Annotated in this window: 22 protein-coding genes; 10 read left to right on the top strand and 12 right to left on the bottom strand. The window is 72.0% G+C overall.

Annotated features, from left to right (window positions below):
* Window positions 1-26: 26 nt before the first annotated feature.
* Window positions 27-929 carry a hypothetical protein gene (locus ACQ5SO_RS14850; protein ID WP_430942400.1) on the bottom strand — a complete coding sequence of 301 codons (903 nt, stop codon included), beginning with the start codon at window positions 927-929 and terminating at the stop codon, window positions 27-29.
* A gap of 298 nt (window positions 930-1,227) precedes the next feature.
* Here ACQ5SO_RS14850 and meaB point away from each other — a divergent pair, with 298 nt between their 5' ends.
* The 5 genes from meaB to ACQ5SO_RS14825 all read left to right on the top strand — a co-directional run bounded on the left by meaB (window position 1,228) and on the right by ACQ5SO_RS14825 (window position 8,607).
* Window positions 1,228-2,265, top strand: coding sequence for a methylmalonyl Co-A mutase-associated GTPase MeaB (meaB, locus tag ACQ5SO_RS14845; RefSeq protein WP_430942399.1), 1,038 nt, complete (start codon window positions 1,228-1,230; stop codon window positions 2,263-2,265).
* 10 nt (window positions 2,266-2,275) lie between these two features.
* Window positions 2,276-3,124, top strand: coding sequence for a 23S rRNA (adenine(2030)-N(6))-methyltransferase RlmJ (rlmJ, locus tag ACQ5SO_RS14840; RefSeq protein ID WP_430942398.1), 849 nt, complete (start codon window positions 2,276-2,278; stop codon window positions 3,122-3,124).
* Between the two features lie 142 nt (window positions 3,125-3,266).
* The gene (locus ACQ5SO_RS14835) at window positions 3,267-4,904 is read left to right on the top strand and encodes a long-chain-fatty-acid--CoA ligase (RefSeq protein WP_430942397.1); all 1,638 of its coding nucleotides are present in this window, start codon (window positions 3,267-3,269) and stop codon (window positions 4,902-4,904) included.
* 208 nt (window positions 4,905-5,112) lie between these two features.
* The gene (locus ACQ5SO_RS14830; protein WP_430942396.1) at window positions 5,113-7,293 is read left to right on the top strand and encodes a DUF898 family protein; all 2,181 of its coding nucleotides are present in this window, start codon (window positions 5,113-5,115) and stop codon (window positions 7,291-7,293) included.
* A 186-nt stretch (window positions 7,294-7,479) separates the two neighbouring features.
* Window positions 7,480-8,607 (top strand): M48 family metallopeptidase, encoded by a 1,128-nt coding sequence (locus ACQ5SO_RS14825; RefSeq protein ID WP_430942395.1) that lies wholly within the window; start codon window positions 7,480-7,482, stop codon window positions 8,605-8,607.
* Window positions 8,608-8,690: 83 nt separating this feature from the next.
* Here ACQ5SO_RS14825 and ACQ5SO_RS14820 read toward each other — a convergent pair whose 3' ends face one another.
* Complete coding sequence (locus ACQ5SO_RS14820) at window positions 8,691-9,647, bottom strand: MBL fold metallo-hydrolase (RefSeq protein ID WP_430942394.1); 957 nt, start codon at window positions 9,645-9,647, stop codon at window positions 8,691-8,693.
* Window positions 9,648-9,768: 121 nt separating this feature from the next.
* Here ACQ5SO_RS14820 and ACQ5SO_RS14815 point away from each other — a divergent pair, with 121 nt between their 5' ends.
* Window positions 9,769-11,097: an ATP-binding protein gene (locus tag ACQ5SO_RS14815; protein ID WP_430942393.1), complete on the top strand. Its 1,329-nt coding sequence runs from the start codon at window positions 9,769-9,771 to the stop codon at window positions 11,095-11,097.
* Between the two features lie 25 nt (window positions 11,098-11,122).
* Here the strand turns inward: ACQ5SO_RS14815 and ACQ5SO_RS14810 are convergent, their stop codons facing one another.
* The 8 genes from ACQ5SO_RS14810 to ACQ5SO_RS14775 form a co-directional block, all read right to left on the bottom strand.
* Window positions 11,123-11,476: a hypothetical protein gene (locus tag ACQ5SO_RS14810; RefSeq protein WP_430942392.1), complete on the bottom strand. Its 354-nt coding sequence runs from the start codon at window positions 11,474-11,476 to the stop codon at window positions 11,123-11,125.
* Window positions 11,477-11,623: 147 nt separating this feature from the next.
* Window positions 11,624-11,929: an ATP-dependent Clp protease adaptor ClpS gene (locus tag ACQ5SO_RS14805; RefSeq protein WP_430942391.1), complete on the bottom strand. Its 306-nt coding sequence runs from the start codon at window positions 11,927-11,929 to the stop codon at window positions 11,624-11,626.
* Window positions 11,930-12,203: 274 nt separating this feature from the next.
* On the bottom strand, window positions 12,204-14,423 hold the full coding sequence (locus tag ACQ5SO_RS14800; protein WP_430942390.1) for a 3-hydroxyacyl-CoA dehydrogenase NAD-binding domain-containing protein: 2,220 nt from the start codon (window positions 14,421-14,423) through the stop codon (window positions 12,204-12,206).
* Window positions 14,420-15,268 carry a hypothetical protein gene (locus ACQ5SO_RS14795; protein ID WP_430942389.1) on the bottom strand — a complete coding sequence of 283 codons (849 nt, stop codon included), beginning with the start codon at window positions 15,266-15,268 and terminating at the stop codon, window positions 14,420-14,422. The genes ACQ5SO_RS14800 and ACQ5SO_RS14795 overlap by 4 nt, the downstream gene beginning before the upstream one ends.
* A gap of 46 nt (window positions 15,269-15,314) precedes the next feature.
* Entirely contained in the window at window positions 15,315-16,526 is a 1,212-nt protein-coding gene (locus tag ACQ5SO_RS14790) for an acetyl-CoA C-acetyltransferase (RefSeq protein WP_430942388.1), read from the bottom strand.
* Window positions 16,527-16,708: 182 nt separating this feature from the next.
* Window positions 16,709-17,335, bottom strand: coding sequence for a glutathione S-transferase family protein (locus ACQ5SO_RS14785; RefSeq protein WP_430942387.1), 627 nt, complete (start codon window positions 17,333-17,335; stop codon window positions 16,709-16,711).
* A 161-nt stretch (window positions 17,336-17,496) separates the two neighbouring features.
* The gene (locus ACQ5SO_RS14780; protein ID WP_430942386.1) at window positions 17,497-19,269 is read right to left on the bottom strand and encodes an acyl-CoA dehydrogenase C-terminal domain-containing protein; all 1,773 of its coding nucleotides are present in this window, start codon (window positions 19,267-19,269) and stop codon (window positions 17,497-17,499) included.
* A gap of 145 nt (window positions 19,270-19,414) precedes the next feature.
* Entirely contained in the window at window positions 19,415-19,837 is a 423-nt protein-coding gene (locus tag ACQ5SO_RS14775) for a MerR family transcriptional regulator (RefSeq protein ID WP_430942385.1), read from the bottom strand.
* 303 nt (window positions 19,838-20,140) lie between these two features.
* On the opposite strand from ACQ5SO_RS14775, the gene ACQ5SO_RS14770 reads away from it, so the two are divergent.
* Entirely contained in the window at window positions 20,141-20,638 is a 498-nt protein-coding gene (locus ACQ5SO_RS14770) for a PaaI family thioesterase (RefSeq protein ID WP_430942384.1), read from the top strand.
* Entirely contained in the window at window positions 20,635-21,219 is a 585-nt protein-coding gene (locus tag ACQ5SO_RS14765) for a PaaI family thioesterase (protein WP_430942383.1), read from the top strand. The genes ACQ5SO_RS14770 and ACQ5SO_RS14765 overlap by 4 nt, the downstream gene beginning before the upstream one ends.
* Window positions 21,220-21,370: 151 nt before the next feature.
* Here the strand turns inward: ACQ5SO_RS14765 and ACQ5SO_RS14760 are convergent, their stop codons facing one another.
* Complete coding sequence (locus ACQ5SO_RS14760) at window positions 21,371-21,817, bottom strand: SRPBCC family protein (RefSeq protein ID WP_430942382.1); 447 nt, start codon at window positions 21,815-21,817, stop codon at window positions 21,371-21,373.
* 333 nt (window positions 21,818-22,150) lie between these two features.
* On the opposite strand from ACQ5SO_RS14760, the gene ACQ5SO_RS14755 reads away from it, so the two are divergent.
* Window positions 22,151-23,410, top strand: coding sequence for an MATE family efflux transporter (locus tag ACQ5SO_RS14755; RefSeq protein ID WP_430942421.1), 1,260 nt, complete (start codon window positions 22,151-22,153; stop codon window positions 23,408-23,410).
* A gap of 6 nt (window positions 23,411-23,416) precedes the next feature.
* Here ACQ5SO_RS14755 and ACQ5SO_RS14750 read toward each other — a convergent pair whose 3' ends face one another.
* Window positions 23,417-25,645, bottom strand: coding sequence for a primosomal protein N' (locus ACQ5SO_RS14750; protein ID WP_430942381.1), 2,229 nt, complete (start codon window positions 25,643-25,645; stop codon window positions 23,417-23,419).
* Between the two features lie 511 nt (window positions 25,646-26,156).
* Between ACQ5SO_RS14750 and fsa the strand changes: the two genes are divergently transcribed.
* A complete protein-coding gene (gene fsa / locus ACQ5SO_RS14745; RefSeq protein WP_430942380.1) occupies window positions 26,157-26,810 on the top strand; it encodes a fructose-6-phosphate aldolase in 654 nt (217 codons plus the stop codon).
* Window positions 26,811-26,925: the final 115 nt, after the last annotated feature.

Here is a 26,925-nt window from a genome sequence, read left to right as displayed (position 1 = left end):
GGGAAACCCTCAACCGGGGAAAACCCTCAGCTGCCGCGGCGCACCGCGGTCGCCACGCCCCAGTCGGTCGGCACCATCACCCGCTTCAGCGCCAGCCCGCCGTCCCGCGGGCCGAAATAGACCCGGAACTCCATCGGCGGCTTCTTCATCATCTTCGGCTTGAACCCCGCCTTGCGCTCGATGACGCCCGAGCACTTCACCTCGTCCGTCTTCGCCACCTTCTCCGGCGCGCCCAGCTGCGCGCGCACCACCCGGCGGCCGTCGAAAATCTCCATCGCCGCGTCGCACAGCGCCCCGCCCGGCCGCTCGCGCAGCATCAGCGCGATGGCGGTCAGCGGGTCCACCGCGCCCTGCCAGGCCCGGGCCTCGGCCTCCCACGGGCGGCTCTTGTAGGGCGGAACCGCGGTCACGTCGGTCACGTCGCCGCCGTCGAAGGCGATCGACAGCTCCATGGAATCATCCGCGAAGCTGCCCTCGGCCTCGAACAGCGCCGGGGAGGCGCCCGGGGCCAGCGGGTCGCCCCCCGGCGCCGCGCCCGACGCGGTGGCCGAGAACCGGCCCCCGACGATGGCGGAGATCAGCCCCGACGCCTCGCCCTTCGCCGCGGCGCTGTAGCGGTCGCCGTCCATCTCCAGCGCCAGGCGCACGTCGCCGATGGGAAAGCCGCCGAAATAGAGGTCGAACACCTCGGCCTTCGGCCCCTCGGCCAGCCCCGCCTCGGGGGCGGCGTCGGCGGCGCCGAACACCGCGCCAAGGCCGATCCCCGCGGCGGCGAACAGCAGCGCCCCCACCCCCGCCCGCGCCTTGCGGGCCGAGCGCATCAGGGTTCCGTGGGGCAGGGCGGACGGACGGTCGCCGCCCGGCAGGGCGCGGCGGCGGGCGCCGGCGCGGGCGGGTTTCTTCTGGTCGGGCTCTCGTGCGCTGCGCATCGGCGCCTCCGATCGGCTGGGGCGCGCGGATGGGAAGGGCGCGCCCGGGTGTCTCTCGACGGTCTCTCGGCCCCGCCTCCCGCCGCTCCGCGCGCGCATCGCCGCGGGGCCGGGGGCTTGGCCCTCCCCTTGGCATATGGGATAGGGTTGGGCGATGTCATGACCCACGCCGCCGGGTTTCCGCCGCAGCTTGGGCGGATCGGCCCGCTCCGCCCCGCCGGATCGGGCCCCGCCCGCCGCGCGCCCCGCCGCAATCGGTCCCTCGCCGCCCATCACGTATCCGGGAGATCCCGCGCCCATGTCCCAGCCCGCCCCTGCCGCGACCGCCGAAGCCGCCGCCGCCGCCGAAGCGCTGGCCGAGGACCTGGCCGTCCGCCTCGAAGCCGGAGAGCGCCGCGCCCTCGCCCGCGCCATCACGCTGGTGGAATCCACCCGCCCCGATCACCGCGCGGCGGCCGAGGCGCTGATGCGCCGCCTCTATGGCAAGCATGACCAGGCGATCCGCGTCGGCCTCTCGGGCACGCCCGGCGTCGGCAAATCCACCTTCATCGAGAGCTTCGGCATGATGCTGGTGAAGGCGGGGCTGAAGGTCGCCGTCCTCGCCGTCGACCCGTCCTCGGCCCGCACCGGGGGATCCATCCTCGGGGACAAGACGCGGATGGAATACCTGACGCGCGAGAAGAACGCCTTCATCCGCCCCTCGCCCTCCTCCGCCGCCCTCGGCGGCGTCGCTCGCCGCACGCGCGAGGCGATCATCCTGTGCGAGGCCGCGGGCTTCGACGTGATCCTGGTGGAGACCGTCGGCGTGGGCCAGTCCGAGACCATGGTCGCCGACATGACAGACATCTTCCTGCTGCTCATGGCTCCCGCGGGGGGCGACGAGCTCCAGGGCGTCAAGCGCGGGATCATGGAGATCTGCGACATGATCCTGGTGAACAAGGCCGACGGGGACCTGAAACCCGCGGCCGAGCGCACCCGCGCCGATTACGCCGGCGCCCTGCGCCTGCTGCGCAAGCGCCCGCAGGACCCCAAGGATTTCCCCAAGGCCATCGCCGTCTCCGCGCTCGAGGACCGGGGCCTCGAGACGGTGTGGGAGGAGATCCGCGCCCTCGACGGCTGGCGGCGCGAGGGCGGCATCCGCGACAACCGCCGCCGCGAGCAGGCCGTGACCTGGATGCGGGCCGAGATCGAGGGGCGCCTGGCGGAACTCTTCCGCTCCGCCCCCGCGGTGGCCGAGCTGCTGCCGAAGCTCGAGGCGCAGGTCGGGGGCGGCGACACCCCGCCCGACACCGCCGCGGCCGAGGCGCTGGCCGCCTTCCGCAAGGCGCTGGGCTGAGGCGCGGCCCATGTCCCTGTCCTACCAGCACGCCTATCACGCGGGCGGCCCGGCCGATCTCGCCAAGCATCTCGTGCTCGCGACGCTTCTGGCGCAGCTGACCCGCAAGAAGCGCCCCGTCGCGTATTTCGAGACCCATGCGGGCCGCGGCCTCTATGACCTCGGGGGCGTCGAGGCGCAGAAGACCGGCGAGGCGGCGGAGGGCGTCGAGGCCTGGGAGAAGGCCCTCGGCAAGCTCCCCCCGCACCCTTTCACCGCCGCGCTCCGGCAGGTCCGCGCCGCCTATGGCCCCCGCGCCTATCCCGGCTCGCCCCTCGTCGCCCGCGCCCTGCTGCGCGACACCGACCTGATGGCGCTGATGGAACTGCACCCGGCCGAACACCGCGCGCTGTGCGAGACCTTCGACGCCTGCGCCCTCCCCGGCCCCGACCCGCTGATCGAGAAGCGCGACGGCGGCGAAGGCGCGCGCGACCGCCTGCCCCCCTCCGAGCGCCGCGGGCTGGTGCTGATCGACCCGTCCTATGAGCTGAAGGAGGAATACGTCTCCACCGGCCAGCTCGCCATGGACTGCCTCGTGCGCTGGCCCGAGGCGATCATCGCCGTCTGGTACCCGATCCTGCCCGCCGGCCGGCACATGGACCTGCGCCAGAAGGTGTCGGTCCTGCGCCCGCTGGTGCTGGAGAACGCGTTCGAGCTGAAGGGCGGCGCCGGGATGACCGGGACGGGGATGTTGATTCTCAACGCCCCCCACGGGACCGAGGCGTCGCTCTCGGCCGCGCTCGCGCTCGGGGCGCCGGTCCTGCAGCCCATGCCGCGGCGCGGCAAGCCCGCCCGGGGCGCCCCGAAGCAGGGCGCCTGACGCAACGGGCGCAAGGCCCGAGAAGCGTTCCGAAAAGGAACTTTCCAGCGAAGCGCCGCAACATTTCGAAACGACCTTTCGCAGCGCGTCTGTTGCGTTACATTCCCCCCGGATACCGACAACCGAACTGGGAGGAACGGACATGATCGGCGAAATGCAGGATTTCCCGCTGCGCGTCTCCGCCATCATCGACCACGCCGCGAAGTACCATGGCGACCGCCGCGTGCGCGGCCGCTCGGCCGAGGGGCCCTTCGTCGAGAGCAACTGGGCCGAGATCAACCGCCGCGCCCGCATGGTGGCGGACAAGCTGGTCAAGCTCGGGCTCTCCAAGGGCGACTGCATCGGCGTGATGGCCTGGAACACCGTGCGCCACATGGAAGTGTGGTACGGCATCGCCGGCGCCGGGATGGTGAACCACACCCTCAACCCGCGCCTGTTCCAGGAGCAGCTCGAGTACATCATCAACCACGCCCCGGACAAGGCGATCATGATCGACGCGGACCTGGTGAAGGTCCTCGAAGGGCTCGCCGCCGCGGGCAAGCTGCCGACGGTCGAGCATTACATCGTGCTGACCGACCGCGAGCACATGCCCGAGACGACCCTGCCGGGCGCGATCTGCTACGAGGAATGGGTGGCCGATGGCGACCCCGAGTTCCCTTGGGTCGAGGTCGATGAGCGCGATCCCTCGGGCCTGTGCTACACCTCCGGCACCACCGGCAACCCCAAGGGGGTGATGTATTCCAACCGGTCCAACGTGCTGCACGCGATGATGTCGCTCGGCCCGGACTGCATCGGCCTGCACTCGCGCGAGGTGGTCACCCCCATCGTGCCGCTGTTCCACGCCAATGGCTGGGGCATCGCCTACACCGCCCCGATGGCGGGCGCCGAGATGGTCATGCCCGGCCGCGACATGACCCCGGCGGGGATCTACGAGATCCTCGACATGGGCGTCACCTTCACCGCCGCCGTGCCGACCATCTGGCTCGGCCTGCTGCCGCACATGCGCGCCAACAACCTCAAGCTCGACACGCTCGAGCGGGTGGTGATCGGCGGGTCGTCCTGCCCGCGCGCGGTGATCGAGGCGTTCCAGAACGATTACGGCGTGCAGGTGATCCACGCCTGGGGGATGACCGAGATGTCGCCCCTCGGGACCGTCTGCACCCTCAAGCCCGAGATCATGGCCCGGGACGACAAGGGCCGCGTCGACGCCCAGTGCACCGTCGGCCACCCGCCCTTCGGCGTGGACCTGAAGATCACCGACGACGATGGGGTGGAGCTTCCGTGGGACGACGCCGCCCAGGGCCGCCTGCTGGTCCGCGGCCCGGCGGTGGTGAAGCGGTACCACAACTTCGACGACACGGCGGTGGACGATGAAAGCTGGTTCGACACCGGCGACGTCGCCTCGGTGGACCCGCACGCCTATGTGCGCATCACCGACCGGTCCAAGGACGTGATCAAGTCGGGCGGCGAGTGGATCTCGTCGATCGAGCTGGAGAACGCCGCGGTCGCCCATCCGCAGGTCGCCGAGGCCGCCGCCATCGGCGTGCCGCACGCCAAGTGGGGCGAGCGCCCGATCCTCTGCGTCGTGGGCCTGAACGGCGCCCGCCCGCCGAAGGAGGAGATCCTGGCCGAGGTGGAGAAGCACTTCGCCAAGTGGCAGATCCCCGACGACGTGGTCTACCTGGATGAACTCCCGCACACCGCCACGGGCAAGATCTCCAAGCTCGAGCTGCGCAAGATTCTCACGCAGATGGACTACAAGCACCCCGAGGCGGCCTGAGGCCGGCCAAGATGAGCGCGGGATGACCGCCCTCTGAAGCGTGCATGAACAGGCGCCCCGGTTTCAGCCGGGGCGTCCGCGTTTTCGGCGCATTTGCGTGGGAAAATCGCCGCGCAACGCCCTGAAAACCTTCGTTCGCCTTCCCGTTCGCCCCCTCGCGGGGGTATCATGGCCGCGTGAGTTGTCGTTCCTCCGGGGAGTCCTGCGTATGCCCGAACAGCCGGTTCAGCCGGTCCGCCGCCGCCAGAGGCGGCAGGACGCGCCGCGTGAGAGCATCGAGGAGCTGTTCGGCGACATGATCTCGGACCGCCCCTCGGGGCTGTTCACGGCCGAGGAGATCGCGGCCCGCGACTTCCCGGACCCCGAGGCCGATGCAGGCCCCGGCGCGGGCCATGGCGCGGGTCCCGGCGCCCGCGGCCGCGCCCGGCCCGGGACCCCCTCGGGCCCCCCCGGCGATCCCTATCATGACCCGGCCGAGGGCGCGCCCGTCGGCGTGCGCCGCAGCGGCGACTTCGCCTATGCCAAGAACGGCGGCGACCTGACCGCCGTCGTCGTCTCGCACGGGCTGGCCACCGTCCTGACCCTCGGCCTCTGGCGGTTCTGGCAGAAGGCGGCCATGCGCCGGTCGATCTGGTCGCACACCCGCCTCGGCGGCGAGCCGTTCGAATATACCGGCAACGGGTGGGAGCTGTTCTTCGGCGCCGTCGTCGCGGTGATCTTCCTCGGGGGGATGGGCTTCGCGCTCAGCCTCGCGCTGTCTTACATGGGCCTCGACCTGGCGGGCGAGACCGACCCCGCCGCCGCCGCCGCCGCCTGGCAGGGGCTGATCCTGGCGGGCCTGGTCATGATCGCCCCGCTGATCGAATACGCCCGCTTCCGCGCCCGCCGCTACCGGATGCGGCGCACCAAGTGGCGCGGGCTGCGGATGGAGATGACCGGCTCGGGCCTCGGCCTCGCCGCGCGCTGGGCGTTCTGGGCGCCGGTCACGCTGCTGACGCTCGGCCTCGCCAACCCGTTCCTGCGGGTGGCGCGCGAGCGGTACATGACCGACCGCAGCTGGTGGGGGAAGGAGAAGTTCAGCTTCTCCGCCTCCGCCTGGCGGCTGATGCCGCGCTGGGCGCTGGTGCTGGCGCTGCTGGGCGGGCCGCTGGCGCTCGGCCTCGCGGCCAGCTGGCGCACGCTGGAGGCCGAGGGCCTGCTGCCCCCGATCGGCGCCCAGGCCGCCGCCGCCGCCGAGGCGCGCGCCGCCGCCGGCCCGGCGGATGCGGCTGGCGGCGGGGACGGCGCCGCGGCGGGGGGCGCCGCTTCCCCTGCGCCCGAGCCCGAGCCGGAGCCCGCCCCGGCCCCCCAGGTGATGATCATCGCGCCGCCGCCGCTGATGGGCGGAGAGCTGGAGCCGGGCGAGCTTCCGGCCCCGCCGCCGGGGCTGCGCCTGCCGCCGCCGGTGAATTCGCCCTATGCCGCCGCCGCCCGGGGGCCCTCTGCGGGACCCGCCGCGGGCGCGGGCGCCGCCGCCGGGGCCGCCCCCGCCACGCCCGGCCTGCCGCTGCCCGGCGTGCCCGGGGTGCAGGCGCCGTCGGGCCCGGTCGCCGCGTCTCCGGCCGACGCCGGGGGCGCCGGGGCCGATGCCGGGGCCGATGCCGATGCAGGCGCCGGGGCCGCCCCCGAACCCTCGATCGAGACCGGCGTGGCCGCGCAGGCCTTCGACGCCGCCTCGGACACGCTGTTCGCCGCCTGGTCCGCCGCCTCGCCGGAGCTGCAGGCCACCCTGCGCGTCGCCGCCGACATCCGCGACCGCCTCGCCGACATCGCCTTCGGCTTCGCCGCCGCCTCGCCCGGGGCGCAGTCGGCGGCCGTGTTCGGCTGGCTGGGGGCGCTGTTCCTGGCCTGGGCCTCGTACCGCGCGGCCGAGATCCGGCTGTTCGTCGAGGGCCGCCGCATCGCCGAGGCCGTCGCCACTTGCTCCTTCACCGCGCGCACCTACCTGGCGGCGTGGCTGGCGGTGCTGTGGCGGATGATCTGGCCGGGCCTGCCCATCGCCATCCTGATCGGCGTGATCGCCGTCCTCCCGGTGCTGACCATCGACCGCGAGGCGATGGTCCAGGGCTGGGACGCGTCGAACATGTTCGAGCTGCTGACCTCGATGGGCGACGACATGACCGCGCAGGCGCTGCTGCTGCTCTCGCGCGTCATGAATATCGGCATGACCGCGCTGCTGATGATGTGGCTGACCTCGGCCGTCATGTTCCGCGCCTTCCATTCGCGGCTGTGCAAGTCGGTGCACGTGGAGGGGCTCGCCTCGCTCGACCGCGCCCGCCAGCGCGCCGCCGCCGGCCCGCGCGAGGCCGAGGGCCTGGCCGACGCCATGGATATCGACGTCGGGTTCTGACCCCGGCTTCCGATTCCGCTTCCGAGTTCCGCTTCCGGCCCCGCGCCCGCATCCCCGCCCCGGAGGTGCGGCGCCCGGCGCCGACGCGCCGGTTCCCGCGGGCGCCGTTCCGCGTTACGCAGGGGGTCCCGGGAGGGGCGATCCCGAATCGCCCCTCCGCCCAGAAGGACGCTTCCGCCCTTTCGCATGACCGCCCTTGACCGATACGCCCTTCTCGAAGCCGAGGCCGTCTATTTCGACGGCGAGAGCGCCCGCCCCCATGACGTGATCATCCGGTTCGGCGAGGCGACGCTCACCGTGCTCGACCTCCAGGACCGCCCGATGGAGCACTGGGCGCTGGCCAGCCTGCGCAAGGTCTCCTCGACCAGGGACGAGCATGGGCGCGAGGTGCTGCGCGTCTCGCCGGGGCATGAATCCGAGGAACGGCTGACCCTCACGGACCCGTCGATGATCGACGCGATTCGCCAGGTGTGCCCGGATCTCGAGGCTGGGCCGAAGGTCGGCGCGGCCCGGATCGGGCGGCGCATCGGCATGATCGGCGCCGCCATCGGCGTGCTGGCGGGGATGGTGTTCTTCCTCGCGCCGCTGGCCGCCGAGCGCCTCGCCGCCTCTGTGCCGCAGGAGCGGGCCGAGCGCGTCGGCGACGCGGTGGTCGGCGTCGCCGCGCGGTCCATGGGCGCCGCGGGCGAGGACGCGCTGTGCCGCGCCCCCGGCGGGCAGGCCGCGCTCGACCGGCTGACCGCCCGCCTGCGCGAAGGCGCCCCGGACGCCCCGCCGCTGCGGGTGATGGTGCTGCGGGGCCCCGCCCTCAACGCCGTGACCCTGCCGGGGGGGCGGATCCTGATGTTCTCGGCCCTGCTCGATTTCGCGCAGACGCCCGAGCAGTTCGCCGCGATCCTGGCGCACGAGATCGCCCATGCCGAGGCCCGCGACCCGCTGCGCGAGACGTTCCGGTCGGTCGGCGCGGGCGTGGTGATGAGCCTGGTGGTCGGAGACTATGCCGGCGGCGCGGCCACGTCCGCCGTCGCCCAGCAGGCCGTGGGCGGCGCCTACAGGCAGGAGGCGGAGAGCGCCGCCGACGACCGCGCGCTGGAGATCCTGGCCGCGGCCGGGCTGCCCTCGGCCGCGCTGGCCGAGATGTTCGAGCGGCTGGAGGCCGAGCGCGGCGCGCCGCGGATCTCGCATCTCGCGACCCATCCCGATCTTTCGGGCCGCGCGGCCAAGGCGCGGGCGGCGGACGTGATCGGCGACGCGCCCTTCCGCCCCGCGCTGCAGGACGAGGGCTGGCTGGCGTTGCAGCAGATCTGCGACTGAGGCCGCGTCCCGTCGCCCGTCGCCCGTCGCCCGTCGCCCGTCGCCCCGTCGTCCCGCCGCCCGTCGCCGCCGCCCCGCGCGTCTCAGGCCAGCCGGAAGGCGGCGTCCGGCGACAGCGGCCCGTCATGGGTCGCGGTCCCCTCCTCCAGCATCCCCAGAAGGGCGCTGAACACGTTGCGCGCGGCGGGCGCGTGCAGCGCCTTGTCGATATCGGCATAGATCACCGCGGTCAGCTCGGCCGGGGTGGCGGGACCCATCTTCCCCAGCGCCTCGGCCACCTGCGCGGCCCGCGCCTCGCGATGCGCCAGCTGGTGGTCGATCATCCCCGCCGGGTCCTGCACCGGGGCGCCGTGGCCGGGGTAGTAGACCCGGTCCTGGTCCGCCCGCGTCCGCATCTTGCGCAAGGAGGCCATGAAGGCGGCCATGTCCCCGTCGGGGGGCGAGACCATGGTCGTCGCCCAGGCCATCACGTGATCGCCCGAGAACACCGCGCCGGGGCGCCCGCCCTCCAGCCGCTCCACCGCGAAGCAGAGATGGTTGGACAGGTGCCCGGGGGTGTGGATCGCGCGCACGGTCCAGCCGGTCCCGGCATAGACCTCTCCGTCGCAGAGCGCGATGTCCGGCTGGAAATCGCGGTCCGAGCCCTCGCCGCCGCCGAATTCCGCGCCCGACTCCGCCAGCGCCGCCATCCGCGGGCTGATCCCCGCGCCATGGGGGCCGAAGGCGATGATGGGGGCGCCGGTTTCTTCCGCGAGCGGGCGGGCGCCGGGGGAATGGTCGACATGGGAATGGGTGACGAGGATCGCCTCGACCTCCTCGCCCGGCCCCAGCGCCGCGAGCAGCGCGGCGCGGTGTTCGGGGATGTCCGGGCCGGGGTCGAGGATCGCGACGCGGCCCGTCCCGAGGATCCAGGAATTGGTGCCGGTGAAGGTCATCGGCCCCGGATTGGGGCAGACCACGCGGCGGATGCCGGGCTCGAAGGTTTCGGCCACGCCATGGGCCACGTCCTGGGAACGGTCGAACGGGTCGGATGCGGACATGGGGCGGCTCTCTCCTTGCAGCGGTTCGGCCCGGTCGGGCCGCGCGCCACCTTCCCCGGCCCCGCCGCGCCCGTCAACGCGCGCGCTTGCATTCCGCGCCCGGCGCGCGAGGATGCGGGGCATGAGCCGCCCGATCATAAAACGCTATCTGCCCAAAAGCCTGTTCGGCCGCGCGCTGATGATCCTGCTGCTGCCGATCCTGCTGTTGCAGCTGGTCGTCACCGGCCTGTTCATCCAGCGCCACTATGCCGGCGTCACCGCCCAGATGGCCGGGGCCGTGGCGCTGGAGCTGTCCTATGCCGCCGACGTGGTGGACGCCGCCGAAAGCCACGATGCGGCGCAGGCGCGGCTGGACGAGCTCGCCCGCCCGCTGGGGCTGGGGTTGCAGCTGCTGCCCGACACGCTGCTGTCGCTCGAGGCGCGGCGGCGGTTCTACGACGTCTCCGGCTCGGCCCTCGCCGACACGCTCAGGCGCCACCTGACCCGGCCGATGGCGGTGGATCTCGTGTCCGTGGACAAGGCCGCCGTGGTGGGGATCGAGACCTCCAAGGGCGTGCTGCGCGCCGAGATCCCGCGGCGGCGGACCATCGCCTCCAACCCGCATCTCCTGCTGGTCTGGATGGTGGTCACCGCCACCGCGCTGGTGGTCGTCGCGGTGCTGTTCCTGCGCAACCAGGTGCGGCCCATCAAGGCGCTGGCCGTCGCCGCCGAGGCCTTCGGCAAGGGCCGCGCCACCCCCTTCCGCCCCGCGGGCGCCGAGGAGGTCCGCCGCGCCGGGGCCGCCTTCCTCGAGATGCGCCGCCGGATCGAGCGGCAGATCGAGCAGCGCACCCGGATGCTCTCGGCCGTCAGCCACGACCTGCGCACGCCGCTGACCCGGATGAAGCTGGCGCTGGAATTCACCGAGCCGGGCCCGGAGACCGACGACCTGAAGCGCGACGTCGCGCAGATGGAGCGGATGGTGCAGGAATTCCTCGACTTCTCGCGCGGGGAAGGGGCCGAGGAGCCGGCCTCGGTCAGCCCCGCGGCGCTCCTCGAAGGGGTGGTCGAGGACCAGCGCCGCATGGGCCGCGAGGTGGGGCTGAGCCTGCCGGAGGAGGAGGTCGCGCCGATGGCGCTGCGCGTCGGCGCGGTGGCGCGGGCGCTGACCAACCTGGTGGACAACGCCGTGCGCTATGGGCGGCGGGTGGAGACGAGCCTGCGCGCCAACCGCCGCTCGGTCGAGTTCGTGATCGAGGATGACGGCCCCGGCATCCCCGAGGAGCTGCGCGAGACCGCCTTCCGCGCGTTCTCCCGCCTCGACGAGGCGCGCAACATGGATGCGGGCGGCGGCGCGGGCCTCGGCCTCGCCATCGCGCTCGACGTCGCGCGCAGCCACGGGGGCGTGGTGCTGCTGGACCGCTCGGACGCGCTGGGGGGGCTGAAGGCGGTGGTGCGGATCCCGCGCTGAGGCGGGGGGCGCCCTCCGCCGCGGATCATTCGGCGGGGAAGCGCGCCTCGGCGTTCCTGGCGTGGATCACCAGCGCGTCGCCGTCGACCTCCCAGGTCGTGCGCGCGTCCCGCTTGCGGTGGCCGTCGACGAACCAGCGGATGGCGATGCGGTCCTTCTGCACCCGGCAGGCGTATTGGCGGCGGATGATGCCGTTGCGCCCCTCGAACCCCATGTGGTCGCGGAAATCGGCGCTTGCGTCGTCGATCGGCGCCTCGGGCAGGTCGAAGAAGGTCTGGATGCCCGCGCGGCAGATGTCGCGCTCGGACCAGTCGGCGGCGGCGGCCGGGGCGGCGAGGGCGAGGGCGAGCGAGACGCAGAGGGCGGCGGGGCGGAGCATGGGCGGACCTCGGGGGCGGGACGAAACGATCGGCGCTGAGTACAGGGGCCGCAACGGGCCGGCCATGACTCAGGTCAAATGCGTCGCCGCGGGCCGAATACGCCGCTCCGGGTCGTCGTTACCGCACGGTCGCGGGGCCGGCGCCGGTCACTCTTCCGGTTCGGTCGAGAAGGCGAGGGGGAAGCCCATCTGCTTGGCCTGCTCCATCGCGTCGGTCGCCTTGGTCTCGGCCACCTCGCGGGTATAGACGGCGACCACGCAGGCGCCCTTGCGATGGGCGGTCAGCATCACGCCCGCGGCCTCGTCCTCGGTCATCCGGAAGGTGGCCATCAGGATCAGGGTCACGAAATCCCGCGGGGTGTAGTCGTCATTCAGAAGGATGACTTTCCACAGCTTGGGCCGCGCCGGCTTGGTCACGGTCGCGAGGCGGGTCTGCAGGTCCTGATCGGTCATGGCATAGCCTTCGGGCGGGGCCGGTAAGCTGGGCGGCGATGGACGGGGACGTGGGCCGCATCATAGCGGATCCGGAGCGCCCTTTACAGCCGCGCGGCGATTCGGGGCAAGCGCGGCGGGGCGGCGGGCCGCCGCGCGAGGGGCGCCTGTGGCGCGAATCCCACCTTTTCGGGCGGGAAGCCGGGCAGGGGACCCGAGGGCTGCGGCAGGTGTCGGAACGCAAGAGGGCCCGGTTTCCACCGGGCCCCCTCGCATCGCATCGCGTCGCGTCGGATCAGGCCGCGGCCTGGTTGCTCCCGAAGCGGCCATAGAAGGTCTCGCCCTTCTCGGCCATCTCGCGCAGCAGGGCGGGGCACTTGAAGCGCTCGCCATACTCGGCCTCGAGGTCGTCGCACAGCATCGCCGCCGTGTCCGTCCCGATGATGTCGAGCCAGCTGAACGGCCCGCCGGACCAGGGCGCGAAGCCCCAGCCGAGGATCGCGCCCACGTCGCCTTCGCGGATGTCCATCAGCACGCCCTCTTCCAGCGCGCGCACGGCCTCGAGCACCTGGGCCATCAGCAGGCGCTGCTGGACGCGCTGCACGCCCGGCTGCTCCTCGTCCTCGTCCTGCGGGAAGGCCTCGTCCAGCCCGGCCCAGAGGCCCTGGCGCTTGCCCTTCTCGTCATAGTCGTAGAAGCCCGATTTCGACTTGCGGCCCAGGCGGCCCTCGTCGAACAGGTGGAACATCACGTCGTCGGCCGGGCTTTCGGGATAGGCGTCGCCCATCGCCGCCTTGGTCGCCTTGGCGATCTTCACGCCGAGGTCGATCGAGGTCTCGTCCGTCAGCTGCAGCGGGCCCAGCGGCATCCCGACCTGGCGGGCGGCGTTCTCGACCAGCGCCGGATTCACGCCCTCGGCCACCATGCGGACGCCCTCGTTGATGTAAGGGATGATGCAGCGGTTGGCGTAGAAGAAGCGCGCGTCATTGACCACGATGGGCGTCTTGCGGATCTGGCGCACGAAGTCGAGCGCCTTGGCCACGGCCCGGTCGCCGGTCTGCTTGCCCTTGATGATCTCCACCAGCAGCATCTTGTCGACGGGCGAGAAGAAGTGGATGCCGATGAACTGCTCGGGGCGCTTCGAGGCCTTGGCGAGCGAGGTGATCGGCAGGGTGGAGGTGTTGGAGGCGAAGATCGCGTCCTCGGGGATGATCGCCTCGGTCTTCGCGGTCACCTCGGCCTTCACGCCCGGATCCTCGAACACCGCTTCGACGATCAGGTCGCACCCTTCGAGGGCGGCGTAATCATCGGTGGCGGTGATCTTCGACAGCACGGCCTCCTTCTTCTCCTCGGTCGACCGCTTGCGCGAGATCGCCTTGTCGAGAAGACCCGTGGAGTAGGCCTTGCCGCGCTCGGCGGCTTCCGCGGACTGGTCGACGAGGACCACCTCGATCCCGGCCATGGCCGAGACATAGGCGATGCCCGCGCCCATCATGCCGGCGCCGAGCACGCCGACCTTCTTCACGCGCTGGTCCGGCACGCCCTCGGGGCGCACGGCGCCTTTCTCCAGCGCTTCCTTGTTGAGGAAGATGGAGCGGATCATCGCCTCGGAGGACGGGTTGAGCAGCACCGAGGTGAACCAGCGCGCCTCGATCCGCAGGGCGGTGTCGATGTCGACCTGCGCGCCCTCGTAGACCGCGGCGAGCAGCGCCTTGGCGGCGGGGTACACGCCCTGGGTCTTGCCGTGGATCATCGCCGAGGCGCCGACATAGGTCGGGAAGCCGGCGGCGGAATAGGGCTCGCCGCCCGGGATCTTCTCGCGCTTGCCGTCCCAGGGCTTGACCAGCTCGTCCGGCTTGGCCGACAGCGCCCATTCCTTGGCGCGGGCCAGCAGCTGGTCGGCGGGGACCACTTCATCCACCAGGCCCGCGGCCTTGGCCTTGGCCGGGGCGACCATCTTGCCTTCCATCAGGAAGGGCGCGGCCGCCATGACGCCGAGCATGCGCGAGACGCGGGTCGCGCCGCCGGCGCCCGGGAACAGGCCGACCATGATCTCGGGCAGGCCGATCTTGGCCTTGGGGTTGTCGGCGACGATGCGGCGATGGCAGACGAGGCCGATCTCGAAGCCGATGCCCGCGGCGGTGCCGGGGCAGGCCCAGACGACGGGCTTCTTCGGCTGTTTCTTCTTGTCGGTGGGCAGGGCGCCCGCCAGCTCGACCCGGCGCAGGATGGCGTGCATCTGCATGGTGCCGTCGAACAGGCCCTTGGCCGGGTTGTCGCCCGCGCCCGCCTTCATGCCCGCCAGCACGTTCAGGTCCATCCCGCCCGCGAAATCGGGCTTGGAGGAGGTGATGATCAGCGCCTTCACCGCGTCGTCGGCGATGGCCGCCTCGGTCTTGGCGGCGAATTCCTCGAGGCCCTCGACGGTCATGACGTTCATGGACCGCTCGGGCAGGTCCCAGCTCAGCGTCGCGACGCCGTCGGCGTCGACCTCGTAGTGGAAGATCTCGGTCATTGGATTGTCCTTCCCAGGGGCGGCGGGGGCGGAAGCGTCCGCCCGATCGCCGCGTTGAACGCAAGCGCCACCCGCCAGCCGTCGCGGCCGCGGCGCAGGAAGTAGAGGTTGGTGAACGGATCGAGCTCGCCGCCGTCGCGCAGCCGGGTGAAGATCCGGAACCGCGCGGCGCGCAGCAGCGGGCCGCAGCACATCACGTCGATCAGCTCCGAATCGTAGGAGGCGATCTCGGTGTTCATCTGCCGATACGCCGCCAGGACCTGAACGGCGTCGCCGGCATTGCGGACCGGCGTCACCCCGTCATCGTAGTTGAGCGACATCGGCAGGCAGATCGAGGACAGGAACCGGGCGATGTCGCCCTGTTGAAGCCCCTGCTGCAGGCCGCGGACCGCATCCGTCAGGGCGGCGGTCTCGACCGGGACCGGCTCGCGCTCCGGCCGGTAGGCCGAGTCGCTCTCGTACCCCCCGCCGGTGGTGTTGAGCCGGGCCCGCAGCATCAGCCGCTCGCCGATGCGCTGGAACAGCCCGCCCTCGGTGCGCCCGAGCGGCGTGGCCACGCCGTCGATGGTGGGGGTCATGCGGAAGCGCGCGAAGATCGAGGAGCCGCCGATCGCGACGCTCCCCAGCATCTCGAACGACAGCCCGTCCCACCCGGCATGGCGGGCGCGCAGCGAGGTTCTCTCGAACACGCGGCGCTGGGCGGCGGCGTCGGCATGGATGCCCGTCTCCGCCTGTCCCACGCGGACGAGCGGGGTGACGACGAGCTTCATGTAGCCCGCGAAGTCGCCCGCGAGCACGCGCGCGCCGACCTCATGCGTCACCGTTTCCACTTCGTCCCCGGCCATCATCGCCCGTTCCGATCCGTTCCGTTTCGATCCGTTCCGCGCGCCGTCAGACGCGCTCGATGATCGTCGCCGCGCCCATGCCGGAAGCGACGCAGAGCGTGCACAGCGCGGTCTCCTTGTCCGAGCGCTCGAGCTCGTCCAGGGCCGTGCCGATGATCATCGCGCCGGTGGCGCCCAGCGGGTGGCCGAGCGCGATGGCGCCGCCGTTGACGTTGACCTTGGAATGGTCGACGTCGAAGGCCTGCATGAAGCGCAGCACCACGGCCGAGAACGCCTCGTTGACCTCGAACAGGTCGATGTCGCCGATATTCATCCCCGACAGCGCCAGCGCGCGCTCGGTCACCGGAACCGGGCCGGTCAGCATGATGGTCGGGTCGGTGCCGATCTTGGCGGTCTGGCGGATGCGCGCGCGGGGCTTCAGGCCCAGCCGCTCGCCCGCTTCCTTCGAGCCGATCAGCAGCGCCGCGGCGCCGTCGACGATGCCCGAGGAGTTGCCCGCGGTGTGCACGTGCTCGATCCGCTCCAGCTCGGGGTACTTGAGCTTGGCCACGGCGTCGAAGCCCGGCATCACCTCGCCCTGGTCCTTGAACGCGGCCTTGAGGGCCCCGAGGGACTGCATGTCGGTGCCGGGGCGCAGGTACTCGTCCTTGTCGATGATCGGCAGGCCGTTCTGGTCGCGCACGGTCATCACGCCCTTGCCGAAGCGGCCCTCGGCCCAGGACTGGGCGGCGCGCTTCTGCGATTCCACCGCGTAGGCGTCGCAGTCGTCGCGCGAAAAGCCGTACTTGGTGGCGATGATGTCGGCGCCGATGCCCTGGGGCACGAAATAGGCGCGCATCGCCAGGGTCGGGTCGACCGCGATGGCCGCGCCGTCCGAGCCCATGGGCACGCGGGACATCATCTCGACGCCGCCGGCCACGTACATGTCGCCCATGCCGCCCATCACCTGGCCGGCGGCGAGGTTCACCGCCTCCATGCCGGACGCGCAGAAGCGGTTGATCGACAGGCCGGGGACGTTCTCGGCCCAGTTCGACATCAGCACGGCCGAGCGGGCGAGGCAGGCGCCCTGCTCCTTCACCTGGGTGACGTTGCCCCAGATCACGTCCTCGACCGCGGAGGTGTCGAGGTCGTTGCGCGCGGCCAGCTCGTCCAGGATGCGCGCCGAGAGGGCGACGGAGGTCACCTCGTGCAGCGCGCCGTCCTTGCGGCCCTTGCCGCGCGGGGTGCGCACGGCGTCGAAGATATAAGCCTCGGTCATGTGGGACAGGCTCCCTTGAGTTTTCGCGTGTGGCGCGGCGCGGACCGGCCCGGGGGCGGGCCCGCAGGGTCATGACCCGCCCCCGGTTTTCCTGGGGGGGCGGGGGTCGGCGCCGCCCGGCCCATTGCGCGGGGCGGGGCGGCGCCGGAAAGGGTCGGGCCCGGCTCCGGGCCCGGACGGGATCAGGCCTTGAGCGGCATCATCTCGTAGGGCGGCTTGAAGCCGTCCATGGCGCGCAGCCGGTTCATCCACTCGGTGATGTGGTGGAATTCCCCGAGGTCGAAGGGCAGCTCGTCGCCGTAGAACATGTACCCGGCGATGGAGCAGTCGGCGATCGTGGGCCGGCCGCAGGCGACGAAGCCATGCTCCCCGAGGCGCTTGTCGAGCACCTTGAGGCAGGGGCGCAGGCGGCCCTGCAGGAAGCCCATCACCTCGGCCGAGCGTTTCTCCTCGGGCACGAAATTGGCCATGAAGCGCAGCGGCGCGACGGTCGAGGTGAAGCCGTAATTGTCCCAGAAGATCCAGCGGCGGATCTCGTCGGTCTCGTCCTGGGTCTCGCCGCCGAGCTTGCCGGTCTCCCGCGCGATGACGTCGAGGATGACGCCCGACTCGGAATACGTCTTGCCGCCATGCTCGAGGATCGGCACCCGGGCCATCTCGTTCTTCGCCATGAATTCGGGCGCGCGGTGCGCGCCGTTCATGAAGTCGATGAAGACCGGCTGCCAGTCGGCATGGGCGAAGGACAGCGCCAGCGCGGCCTTGTAGGCGTTTCCGGACTGCCCGAAGCAGGTGAGGTTGAAGTCGGCCATTGGATGCTCCCTGGTGTGCGGCCCGCCCCCCGCGTCGCGGGGGGTCGGGGCGGCGTCGCGCCGTAGCCCGGCGTCTTGCCGTTCTATCGCGTGAACGATGTTCCGAGAACATCGTTCACGCAAGTGCGGAACACTGTTCCGCGATTATCCGCGGCGCGGGATCAGAACGCCTCGGCGTCCAGCGCCATCACCGGCTCGGCGCCCGACTGGATCCGCGCCAGGTGCATGCCGGTGGCCGGCAGCTGGCGGGCCATGTAGTAGCGCCCGGTGGCCAGCTTGGTCTCGTAGAACGCCTTGTCCCCGGTCCCTTCGGCCAGCTTGCCCAGCGCCACCTTGGCCATCCGCGCCCAGGCGTAGCCGAGGCAGACATGGCCGAAGAGGTGCATGAAGTCGGTCGACCCGGCCAGCGCCGCGTTGGGGTTCTTCATCCCGTTCTGCATGAAGAACATGCCGGCGGCCTGCAGGTCCTTGGAGGCGGCCTTGAGCGGGTCGATGAAGGGCTTCATCGCCTCGTCCTCGCGGTGCTCCTTGCAGAAGCTGGTGATCATCTCGAAGAACGCCATCACCGGCTTGCCGCCCTTGGCGGCCAGCTTGCGGCCCACGAGGTCCAGCGCCTGCACGCCGTTCGCGCCCTCGTAGATCATGGCGATGCGGGCGTCGCGCACGAACTGCGACATGCCCCATTCCTCGATATAGCCGTGGCCGCCGAAGACCTGCTGGGCCTGGGTCGCCATCTCGTAGCCCTTGTCCGTCAGGAAGCCCTTCAGGACCGGGGTCAGGAGCGAGATCATGTCGTCCGCGCTCTCGTCCCCGTGGTGGGCGGCGTCGATCATCACCGAGCCCCAGAGCGCGAAGAACCGGGCGCCCTCGATGAAGGACTTCTGGTCCATCAGCATCCGGCGCACGTCGGGATGCACGATCAGCGGGTCGGCCGCCTTCTCGGGCGCCTCGACGCCGGTCACGGCGCGGCCCTGGATGCGGTCCTTGGCATAGGCCAGCGCGCCCTGGTAGGCGCCCGCGGCCTGCGAGAGGCCCTGCATCCCGACGCCGAGCCGGGCTTCGTTCATCATGGTGAACATGGCGCGGAGGCCCTTGTGCGCCTCGCCCACGAGATACCCGGTGGCGCCGTCATAGTTCATCACGCAGGTGGCGTTGCCGTGGATGCCCATCTTCTCTTCGAGCTTGCCGACGGACAGCGCGTTGCGCTCGCCGAGGCTGCCGTCGTCATTCACGATGAACTTCGGCACGATGAAGAGCGAGATGCCCTTCACCCCCTCGGGCCCGCCGGGGATCTTGGCGAGGACGAGGTGGATGACGTTCTCGGACATGTCGTGATCGCCGGCCGAGATGAAGATCTTCTGCCCGGAAATCTTGTACGTCCCGTCCTCCTGCGGCTCCGCCTTGGTGCGCAGCAGGCCCAGATCCGTGCCGCAATGCGGCTCGGTCAGGTTCATGGTGCCGGTCCACTCGCAGGTCACCATCTTCGGCAGGAACTTCGCCTTCTGCGCGTCCGAGCCATGGGCGTGGATCGCCGAATAGGCGCCGTGGGTCAGGCCCGCATACATCATGAAGGCCATGTTGGCGGCCGAATGCATCTCGCCCACCGCGGCGGCGAGCGCGTAGGGCATGCCCTGGCCGCCATATTCGGGATCGCAGTCGAGCCCGGTCCAGCCGCCCTCGCGCAGGGTGTCGAAGGCCGCCTTGAACCCCTCGGGGGTGCGGACCACGCCGTTCTCGAGGGTGCAGCCCTGCTCGTCGCCGATGATGTTCAGCGGCGCGAGGACGTCGCGGGCGATCTTGCCGGCTTCCTCGAGCACCTGGCCCGTGAAGTCGGGGGTCATCTCGTCATAGCCGGCGATGCCGGAGTTCTCGATTTCCAGCGCCTCGTGCAGGACGAAGGACAGGTCGCGCAGGGGGGGGACATAGGCGGGCATTCGCGGGCTCCCGTTTGTTTTCAAAGCGTTCGCTTGAAGGCGCGGCCCCGGTTGGCCCGGGGCGCGAGTAGGCTTGTCGGGGACGCCGCCGACGCGGGCGGCGCCCGGGATGGGCTGGGCGGCGCGGGGGCGCGCCGGCCCGGGATCAGTCGGCGGTCTCGGACCCGGCGTCCTGCTGGTCGGGCAGAAGGCCGCGCGCACGCAGCGAGCCCTCGTGGCGCTTCAGCTCGTTCGCCAGGTCGTCGATGGCCTCGGTCAGCTCGTCGCGCTGGGCGATCATCGCCTGCAGCCGCTCCTGCGCCTTGAGGTAGGTGCGGGTCAGCTGCGTGCTCTGGCCGTCGTCGAGGTAGTAGAGGTCCAGGAGTTCGCGGATCTCGTCGAGCGAGAAGCCGAACCGCTTGCCCCGCAGGATCAGCTGGATCCGCGCCTTGTCGCGATAGGTGAAGAGGCGTTTCTGCCCCTCGCGACGCGGGTTCAGCAGGCCCTTGTACTCGTAGAATCGCAGCGTGCGCGGGGTGACGCCGTACTCCGCGCACATCTGGCTGATGGTGCTCAGCTCTTCGGTCATTGCAGCTCCTGGGGAATGGATCCGTCGCTGGACGTCAATGTGGTTGACGTGCGCGTCAGTTTCAAGCCCTGTTTGACGTTAACGTAAGAATGCGGGATAATTTGCGAAAGGGCGTTCTGCCTCGCGAAGCGCCGGGCGTTCTGCCGCATGCCGCAGGGAAACTATGGGTTTTTTCAAACCCGCGCCAGATCCTCTGGCATCGACGCGGGCGGACGGTTGCGCAAGGATCGTCAGGCGACGCTGCGTCGCCCGCCCCGGCGGGGCCCGGCGGGACGTCCGCGCAGGACAAGGAGAACGAATCGCATGACCTCTTCCGAGGAGGCGTTGAAGGCGCTGGCCGCGATCGGCCAGAAGTTCATCGGCGCGATCCCGCACAACCGCGCGCTGAACATGGAGATCGTCGACCTGATGGCGGGCGAGGCGATGATGCGCGTGCCCTGGGACGAACGCTTCGTGGGCGACCCGGCGACGGGGGTGCTGCACGGGGGCGTCATCACCGCGCTGCTCGACAGCTGTTCGGGGGCGGCGGTGCTCTCGCACCCCTCGGGGGTGACGACGACGGCGACGATCGACCTGCGGATCGACTACATGCGCCCCGCGCGGCCGGGCAAGGCGATCACCTGCAAGGCGGTGTGCTACCGCGCCACGAGGTCCGTGGCCTTCGTGCGCGGATCGGCCTGGGACGAGGACGAGGGCGACCTGGTGGCGGCCAGCTCCGGCGCCTTCACGGTGGAGCGGGGCGGCCCGCTGACCCCGGCGGCGCAGGCGGCGGCGGAGCTGATGAAGAAGGTGCGCAAATGAGCGGCGAGGACAAGAACCCGGCGGGCCCCGTCACCGATACCGGCGACGCTGCGGGGGGCGAGGCCGCGGCCGGGCGCCCGAAGCGCAAGCGCCCCGAGCCTGTGCAGGTGGTCAAGGCGCGGCGCGACGCGGCGCTGCACCGGCTGACCGAGGGGATCCCCTACGCCCGTTTCATCGGCGTGAGCTGGGAGCGCGCGGGCGACGAGCTGACCGCGACCCTCTCCTTCTCTCCCTCGATCATCGGCAACCCGATGCTGCCCGCGATCCATGGCGGCGTGACCGGCGCGTTCCTGGAACTCGCCGCACAGGTGGAGATCGCCTGGGCGATGGTGTGGGAGCGGATGGAAGGCGGCGGCGAGGCGGCGGCGCGGATCGAGGCGGGGGAGTTCCCGCCCTTCCCGAAGACCATCGATTTCACCGTGGACTACCTGCGCTCCGGCCTGCCGCGGGACGCCTATGCGCGGGCGCGGATCACCCGGATGGGGCGGCGCTACGCCTCGGTCTCGGTCGAGGCCTGGCAGGATGAGCGCAGCAAGCCCTATGCCAGCGCCATCGCCCATTTCGCCATGCCCAAGGAGTGACGGTCGGTCCGGGCCGCGCGCGGGGCGTGCGGCCCGGCTCGGGGGGACAGGCCCCCCGCTCGCCGGCCCGGCCGCGCCCGGGCGGGCGGTGTGAGGGCGGCGGCCGTGGGGCAGGGCGCGGCGCCTCCAGTTTCTGCGGCGGGACAGTGGGTCAGGCGGCGCGCCCGGCCCCGCGCTTGGCCTCGGCCCGGGCGCGGATGCCCTCGAGCTCGGCCTCCATGTAGCGCTCGGCCTTGCCCTTCATCAGCAGCCCCGCGGCCATCCCCAGCGCCCCGGACATGCGGAATTCCAGCGTCACCACCACCGCGTCCTGCCCGTCGGGCTCCAGCGCGTGGCTCGCCGTCAGGAAGGTGCCGGACGCATAGGCCTTCCAGCTGAAGGAGCGCGAGGGGACCACCTCCTCCACCGTCCAGGTCGTCTCCTGCACGCCCTTCTGGTGGATGTAGAACCGCGCGCCGGGCTTCAGGTTCGGGCCGTCGAGGGGGACCACCGACTCGATCATCGGCAGGAAGTCCGGCCAGGCGGTGACGCGGGCGAGCACCGGCCACACGACGGCGGCGGGCGCATGGATGCGAAGCGAGCGGCGAATGGCGGCCATGAGGTCGTCCCCCCTTGATGAACGCGCGGACAATACGCCGGGGACGGGGCCTGGCAAACGCGAAGCGTGCTTCGGGACCTTTACAGGGTGCATTTTGCAGTCTTGCCGGGAAGTCCGTTGATTTCCATCAACTTCGGGGCGTAGGTTGCTGGCGAATACTTGTTCCGGCGGGGCGCTTTGCGGCCCCGCCCCGTGCCCCGGACCCTGTTCATGACCGATCCCGCGACGCCGCCCGAGGCCGGGCGGGCGCCCGGCGCGCCTTCCGCCGCAGCCGCCCCCGGGGCCGCGCCGCCCGTCACCGGGCGGCGGGTGCTGGCCATCGCCGGGCCGATCATGCTCTCCAACGTCACGGTGCCGCTGCTGGGGGCGGTCGATACCGGCGTGGTCGGCCAGCTCGGCGCGCCCGAGCCCATCGGCGCCGTCGGCGTCGGGGCCGTCATCATCGCCTTCATCTACTGGATGTTCGGGTTCCTGCGGATGGGGACCACCGGCCTCGTGGCCCAGGCCCGCGGGCAGGGGGACGCGGCCGAGACGGGCGCGCTGCTGACCCGCGCGCTGCTGATCGCCGCCGCGGGGGGGCTGGCCGTCGCGATCCTGCAGCCGCTGCTGATCCCGCTGGCGCTGATGCTGTCGCCCGCCAGCGAAGGGGTCGAGGAGATGACCCGCCAGTACCTCTCGATCCGCATGTGGGGCGCGCCCTGCGCCATCGCGGTCTATGCGCTGACCGGCTGGCTGATCGCGATGGAGAAGACGCGCGGCGTGCTGCTGCTGCAGGTCGGGATGAACGGCATGAATATCGGCCTCGACCTGTGGTTCGTGCTGGGGCTCGGCTGGGGCGTCGAGGGCGTGGCCGCGGCCACCGTGATGTCCGAGGTCGCCGGCGCCGCGCTGGGCCTCTACCTCTGCCGCGCCGCCTTCGCCGGGGGCGCGTGGAAGGACCGGGCGCGGGTGCTGGACCCGGCCAAGCTGCGGCGGCTGGCGCAGGTGAATGGCGACATCCTGCTGCGCTCGGCGCTGCTGTCGCTGGCCTTCCTGCTCTTCGTCTTCTCCTCGGCCGATGCGGGGGACGTGACCCTGGCGGCGAACCAGGTCCTGTACCAGTTCTTCACCATCAACGCCTATGCGCTGGACGGTTTCGCCTTCGCGGCCGAGGCGATGGTGGGCGCGGCCTTCGGCGCCCGCGACCCGGCCACGGTGCGGGCCGCGGCGCGGGTGGCGAGCCTCTGGGCCTTCGCCGCCGCCGCCGCCATCGCGGCGCTGTTCCTGGTGTTCGGCCCGGCGATCATCGACCTGATGACCACGGACCCCGAGACGCGGGCGCGGGCGCGGGTCTTCTTGCTCTGGGCCGCGGCCTCGCCGGTGATCGGGCTGCCCTGCTTCATGCTCGACGGGATCTTCATCGGCGCGACCCGCACCCGCGACATGCGCGTGGGGATGATCGAGAGCTTCGCGATCTACCTGCCGCTTCTCTTCGGCCTCGGCTGGGCGCTGGGGCCGCACGGGCTCTGGGCCGCGCTGATGGGGTTTTTCGTGGCGCGGGCGGTCACGCTGTGGCGGCGCTGGCCGGGATTGCTGGAGGCGGCGAAGGGGTAGGGCGCGTCAGAGGAAGCTCTGCGGGTCGATGTCGATCTTCACCGTGACCCCCGGCTCGGGCTTCACCGAGTCCCGCCAGGCCCGCAGCGCCTTCTGCAACGGCGCGCTGCGCGGGGCCTTGGCCAGCAACCGGAACCGGTACTTGCCGCGAATGCGGGAGATCGGCGCGGGCGCAGGGCCGAAAAGCTGCACGCCCGACCGCCCCAGCCCCTCGCCCGCCCGTGCCAGCGCCTCGGCGGTGCGGGCCGCGCGGCCCTCGTCGGGGCCCGAGACGATGACCCCCGCCATGCGCCCGTAAGGGGGCGCCCCGGCCTGCATCCGGCGCTCGGCCTCCTCGCGCAGGAACGCCTCCTCGTCGCCGTCGAGAATGGCGCGGATCACCGGGTGTTCTGGCGCGCAAGTCTGGATCAGCGCCTCGCCCGGCCGCTCGGCCCGGCCCGCGCGGCCCGCCACCTGCCGCACCAGCTGGAAGGTGCGTTCGGCCGCGCGCAGGTCGCCGCCGCGCAGCGCAAGGTCGGCGTCGATGACGCCCACGAGCGTCAGCATCGGGAAGTTGTGCCCCTTGGCGGCCAGCTGCGTGCCGATGATCACGTCCGCCTCGCCGCGGGCGATGGCGGCGATCTGCTCGGCCAGCGTCCTGGCCGAGGTCAGGTCCGAGGACAGGATGGCGACGCGGGCGTCGGGGAACCGCGCCTGCGCCTCCTCGGCCAGCCGCTCCACGCCCGGGCCGATGGGGGCCATCTTGTCCGCCGCGCCGCAGCCGGGGCAGGCCTTGGGGGCCGACTGCTCCCACCCGCATTGGTGGCACATCAGGCGGCCGCGGAAGCGGTGCTCGACCAGCGTCGCGTCGCAATGGGGGCAGCCCATCTGGTGCCCGCAGCCGGTGCAGCGCGTCACCGGCGCATAGCCGCGGCGGTTGAGGAACAGGAGCGACTGCTCCCCCTTCTCCAGCCGCTGCAGCACGCCCTCGGCCAGCGGCGGGGCGATCCACTGGCCCTTCGCCGGGCCGTCCTTGCGCAGGTCGAGCGGCTTCAGCGCGGGCGGCACCGCGGGGCCGAAGCGTTCGGGCAGGTCGAGCCGCCTGTACTTGCCCGCCTGCGCGTTGGCCCAGGTCTCGAGCGACGGCGTGGCGGAGGCGAGGAGCGCGGCGGCGCCCTCGTGGCTCGCGCGCAGGACGGCGAGGTCGCGGGCGTTGTAGAGCGCGCCCTCCTCCTGCTTGTAGGCGGTGTCGTGTTCTTCATCGACCACCACGAGGCCGAGATCCTGGAAGGGCAGGAACAGGGCGGATCGCGCCCCCGCCACCGCCTGCGCCTCGCCCTTCGCCACGGCTTTCCAGGCCCGGCGGCGCTCGGCGTCGGTGGCCTGGGAATGCCACAGGGCGGGGCGGGCGCCGAAGCGGGCGGCGAAACGGTCGAGAAAATCCGAGGTCAGCGCGATTTCCGGCAGCAGGATCAGCGCCTGCCGCCTGGCGGCGAGGCAGGCGGCGACGGCTTCGAGATAGACCTCGGTCTTGCCCGAGCCGGTGACCCCGCGCAGCAGGGTGGCGGAGAATTTGCGGGCGCTGACCGACTCCGCCAGTTCGGCGGCGGCGGCGGCCTGCGCGGCGGAGAGCGGCTTGCCCGGCGCGCTGGGCGAGAGGCGCGGATAGGGCAGGTCCCGGGGCGCCTCGACCGCCTTCAGGCCCCCGGCATCGGCGAGGCCCTTGACCACGCCGACGCTCACCCCCGCCTCCTTCGCCAGCTCGCCCGGCGCCATGGGCATCCCGCCGAACCGGGCGAGGGCGTCGAGCACGCGTTGGCGGGCCTCGGTGATCTTGGCGGGCGGGGCGCCGGAGGGCGCGTAGAGCGTCCGCACCCCCGGCGGATCGGCCAGCCCCTTGGCGCGGGTGGCGAGGCGCAGCATCAGCCCGCGGTCAGTCAGGGTGTAGTCGGCGGCGCGGTCGAGGAAGGCGCGCATCTGCGGGCGCATCGGCGGCAGGTCGATCACCGACTTGATGGGTTTGAGGCGCGCGCGCGGAACCTCGCCCGAGCCGGGCCCCCAGACCACCCCGATGGCGGTGCGCGGCCCGAGGGGGATTTCCACGAGCGCGCCTTCCGTCACGCCGCCCTCGGGGGCGAGGTAATCCAGCGGTCCGTCGAGGGGCAGGGGAGCGAGCACGGCCACCGCGTCCCAGGGCGCGAACCGGCGCGGGCCGTCCTCCTCGGGGCGGGGGGCGGGGGCGTCGCTTCGGGTCATGGGCGGGGGGCCTTGGGCATGGGCAAGGTATGGGGCGCGGGCCGGGCCGGCGCAAGCCGGTTGGGCTTTGCGCCGGGGCGGCGAGGGCGCTCCGGTCGCCGCCCCGCGCAACGCCAGGCTGGGGAAGGAGGGGGTCGACGCACTGCGTCGACGGGAGGAAGGGGCCCGCCCCTTCCTCCCCTGCGCCGCCCCGCGCCGCGGACGCCCGTCCGGGCGCAACCTCTCCGCGCCCCGGAATCGTTGCCCCGCTGCGTCATTTCCCCCGACCGCCGCGCCGATCCCGCCGCCCTGCGCTGGCGACCGTGCGCCGCTTGGTCTATCGTGCCCGCCGTCCGGCCCCGGGGGCGCGTCGCGGCGGCCCTCCATGGCGCCCTCCCCCGCCCGGACCGCGCCAGGCCCCGCCTTGCGCGCCCCGGCGCCCCCCGCGCCGTCCCTTTCCAGCGACCGCGGCGGCGCGAGCCCCGCCCGGCGCGACCGACAGGCTCGACCAGAGAGAACGGAACGAGACGACATGAAATTCTTCGTGGACACCGCGGATATCGACGCGATCCGTGAGCTCGCCGAGACGGGCATGGTGGACGGGGTCACGACCAACCCGTCGCTGATCCTCAAGTCCGGCCGCGACATCATCGAGGTGACGAAAGAGATCTGCGATCTCGTCGACGGCCCGGTCAGCGCCGAGGTCGCGGCGACCGAGTACGACGCGATGGTGGCCGAGGGCCTCAAGCTCGCCGACATCGCCGACAATGTCTGCATCAAGGTGCCGCTGACCTTCGACGGGCTGCGCGCCTGCCGGACGTTCCGCGACAAGGGCTTCATGGTCAACGTCACCCTGTGCTTCAGCGCCAACCAGGCGCTGCTGGCCGCCAAGGCGGGCGCGACCTTCATCTCGCCCTTCATCGGCCGCCTCGACGACATGCATATCGACGGCATGGACCTGATCGCCGAGATCCGCCAGATCTACGACAACTACCACTTCGACACCGAGATCCTGGCCGCCTCGATCCGCACCGCCAACCACATCCGCGAAGCCGCGCTGATCGGCGCCGACGTGTGCACCGCGCCGCCGGCGGTCCTCAAGGGCCTCGCCAACCACCCGCTGACGGACAAGGGGCTCGAGCAGTTCCTGGCCGACTGGGCCAAGACCGGTCAGAAGATCGTCTGACGCCCCCGGGCGCGCCGTGGAGCGCCCAGACCGCCCCCCAGCGCACGGGGGGGGACGGGAGCCCCGGGGGGGGAGGGGCAGGGGAACAACGAAAAAAAAAACAGAGAAAACCAAA

It is taken from the genome of Rhodovulum sp. DZ06 (genome assembly GCF_050586345.1).
GTDB lineage: Bacteria > Pseudomonadota > Alphaproteobacteria > Rhodobacterales > Rhodobacteraceae > JBOCEF01.
The sequence above is the reverse complement of the archived record's forward strand: the minus strand, read 5'-3'. Positions and strand labels throughout refer to the sequence as shown.

Excerpts from the sequence above, each read along its gene's own strand:
- meaB (WP_430942399.1), top strand. The coding sequence starts at position 1,228 with ATGTCCCAGCCCGCCCCTGCCGCGACCGCCGAAGCCGCCGCCGCCGCC.
- ACQ5SO_RS14770 (WP_430942384.1), top strand. The coding sequence starts at position 20,141 with ATGACCTCTTCCGAGGAGGCGTTGAAGGCGCTGGCCGCGATCGGCCAG.
- ACQ5SO_RS14785 (WP_430942387.1), bottom strand. The coding sequence starts at position 17,335 with ATGGCCGACTTCAACCTCACCTGCTTCGGGCAGTCCGGAAACGCCTAC.
- ACQ5SO_RS14775 (WP_430942385.1), bottom strand. The coding sequence starts at position 19,837 with ATGACCGAAGAGCTGAGCACCATCAGCCAGATGTGCGCGGAGTACGGC.
- ACQ5SO_RS14760 (WP_430942382.1), bottom strand. The coding sequence starts at position 21,817 with ATGGCCGCCATTCGCCGCTCGCTTCGCATCCATGCGCCCGCCGCCGTC.
- ACQ5SO_RS14850 (WP_430942400.1), bottom strand. The coding sequence starts at position 929 with ATGCGCAGCGCACGAGAGCCCGACCAGAAGAAACCCGCCCGCGCCGGC.
- ACQ5SO_RS14815 (WP_430942393.1), top strand. The coding sequence starts at position 9,769 with ATGAGCCGCCCGATCATAAAACGCTATCTGCCCAAAAGCCTGTTCGGC.
- ACQ5SO_RS14825 (WP_430942395.1), top strand. The coding sequence starts at position 7,480 with ATGACCGCCCTTGACCGATACGCCCTTCTCGAAGCCGAGGCCGTCTAT.
- ACQ5SO_RS14795 (WP_430942389.1), bottom strand. The coding sequence starts at position 15,268 with ATGGCCGGGGACGAAGTGGAAACGGTGACGCATGAGGTCGGCGCGCGC.
- ACQ5SO_RS14810 (WP_430942392.1), bottom strand. The coding sequence starts at position 11,476 with ATGCTCCGCCCCGCCGCCCTCTGCGTCTCGCTCGCCCTCGCCCTCGCC.
- ACQ5SO_RS14800 (WP_430942390.1), bottom strand. The coding sequence starts at position 14,423 with ATGACCGAGATCTTCCACTACGAGGTCGACGCCGACGGCGTCGCGACG.
- ACQ5SO_RS14755 (WP_430942421.1), top strand. The coding sequence starts at position 22,151 with ATGCTCTCCAACGTCACGGTGCCGCTGCTGGGGGCGGTCGATACCGGC.
- ACQ5SO_RS14750 (WP_430942381.1), bottom strand. The coding sequence starts at position 25,645 with ATGACCCGAAGCGACGCCCCCGCCCCCCGCCCCGAGGAGGACGGCCCG.
- ACQ5SO_RS14780 (WP_430942386.1), bottom strand. The coding sequence starts at position 19,269 with ATGCCCGCCTATGTCCCCCCCCTGCGCGACCTGTCCTTCGTCCTGCAC.
- ACQ5SO_RS14790 (WP_430942388.1), bottom strand. The coding sequence starts at position 16,526 with ATGACCGAGGCTTATATCTTCGACGCCGTGCGCACCCCGCGCGGCAAG.
- ACQ5SO_RS14805 (WP_430942391.1), bottom strand. The coding sequence starts at position 11,929 with ATGACCGATCAGGACCTGCAGACCCGCCTCGCGACCGTGACCAAGCCG.
- ACQ5SO_RS14835 (WP_430942397.1), top strand. The coding sequence starts at position 3,267 with ATGATCGGCGAAATGCAGGATTTCCCGCTGCGCGTCTCCGCCATCATC.
- ACQ5SO_RS14820 (WP_430942394.1), bottom strand. The coding sequence starts at position 9,647 with ATGTCCGCATCCGACCCGTTCGACCGTTCCCAGGACGTGGCCCATGGC.
- ACQ5SO_RS14765 (WP_430942383.1), top strand. The coding sequence starts at position 20,635 with ATGAGCGGCGAGGACAAGAACCCGGCGGGCCCCGTCACCGATACCGGC.
- fsa (WP_430942380.1), top strand. The coding sequence starts at position 26,157 with ATGAAATTCTTCGTGGACACCGCGGATATCGACGCGATCCGTGAGCTC.
- rlmJ (WP_430942398.1), top strand. The coding sequence starts at position 2,276 with ATGTCCCTGTCCTACCAGCACGCCTATCACGCGGGCGGCCCGGCCGAT.
- ACQ5SO_RS14830 (WP_430942396.1), top strand. The coding sequence starts at position 5,113 with ATGCCCGAACAGCCGGTTCAGCCGGTCCGCCGCCGCCAGAGGCGGCAG.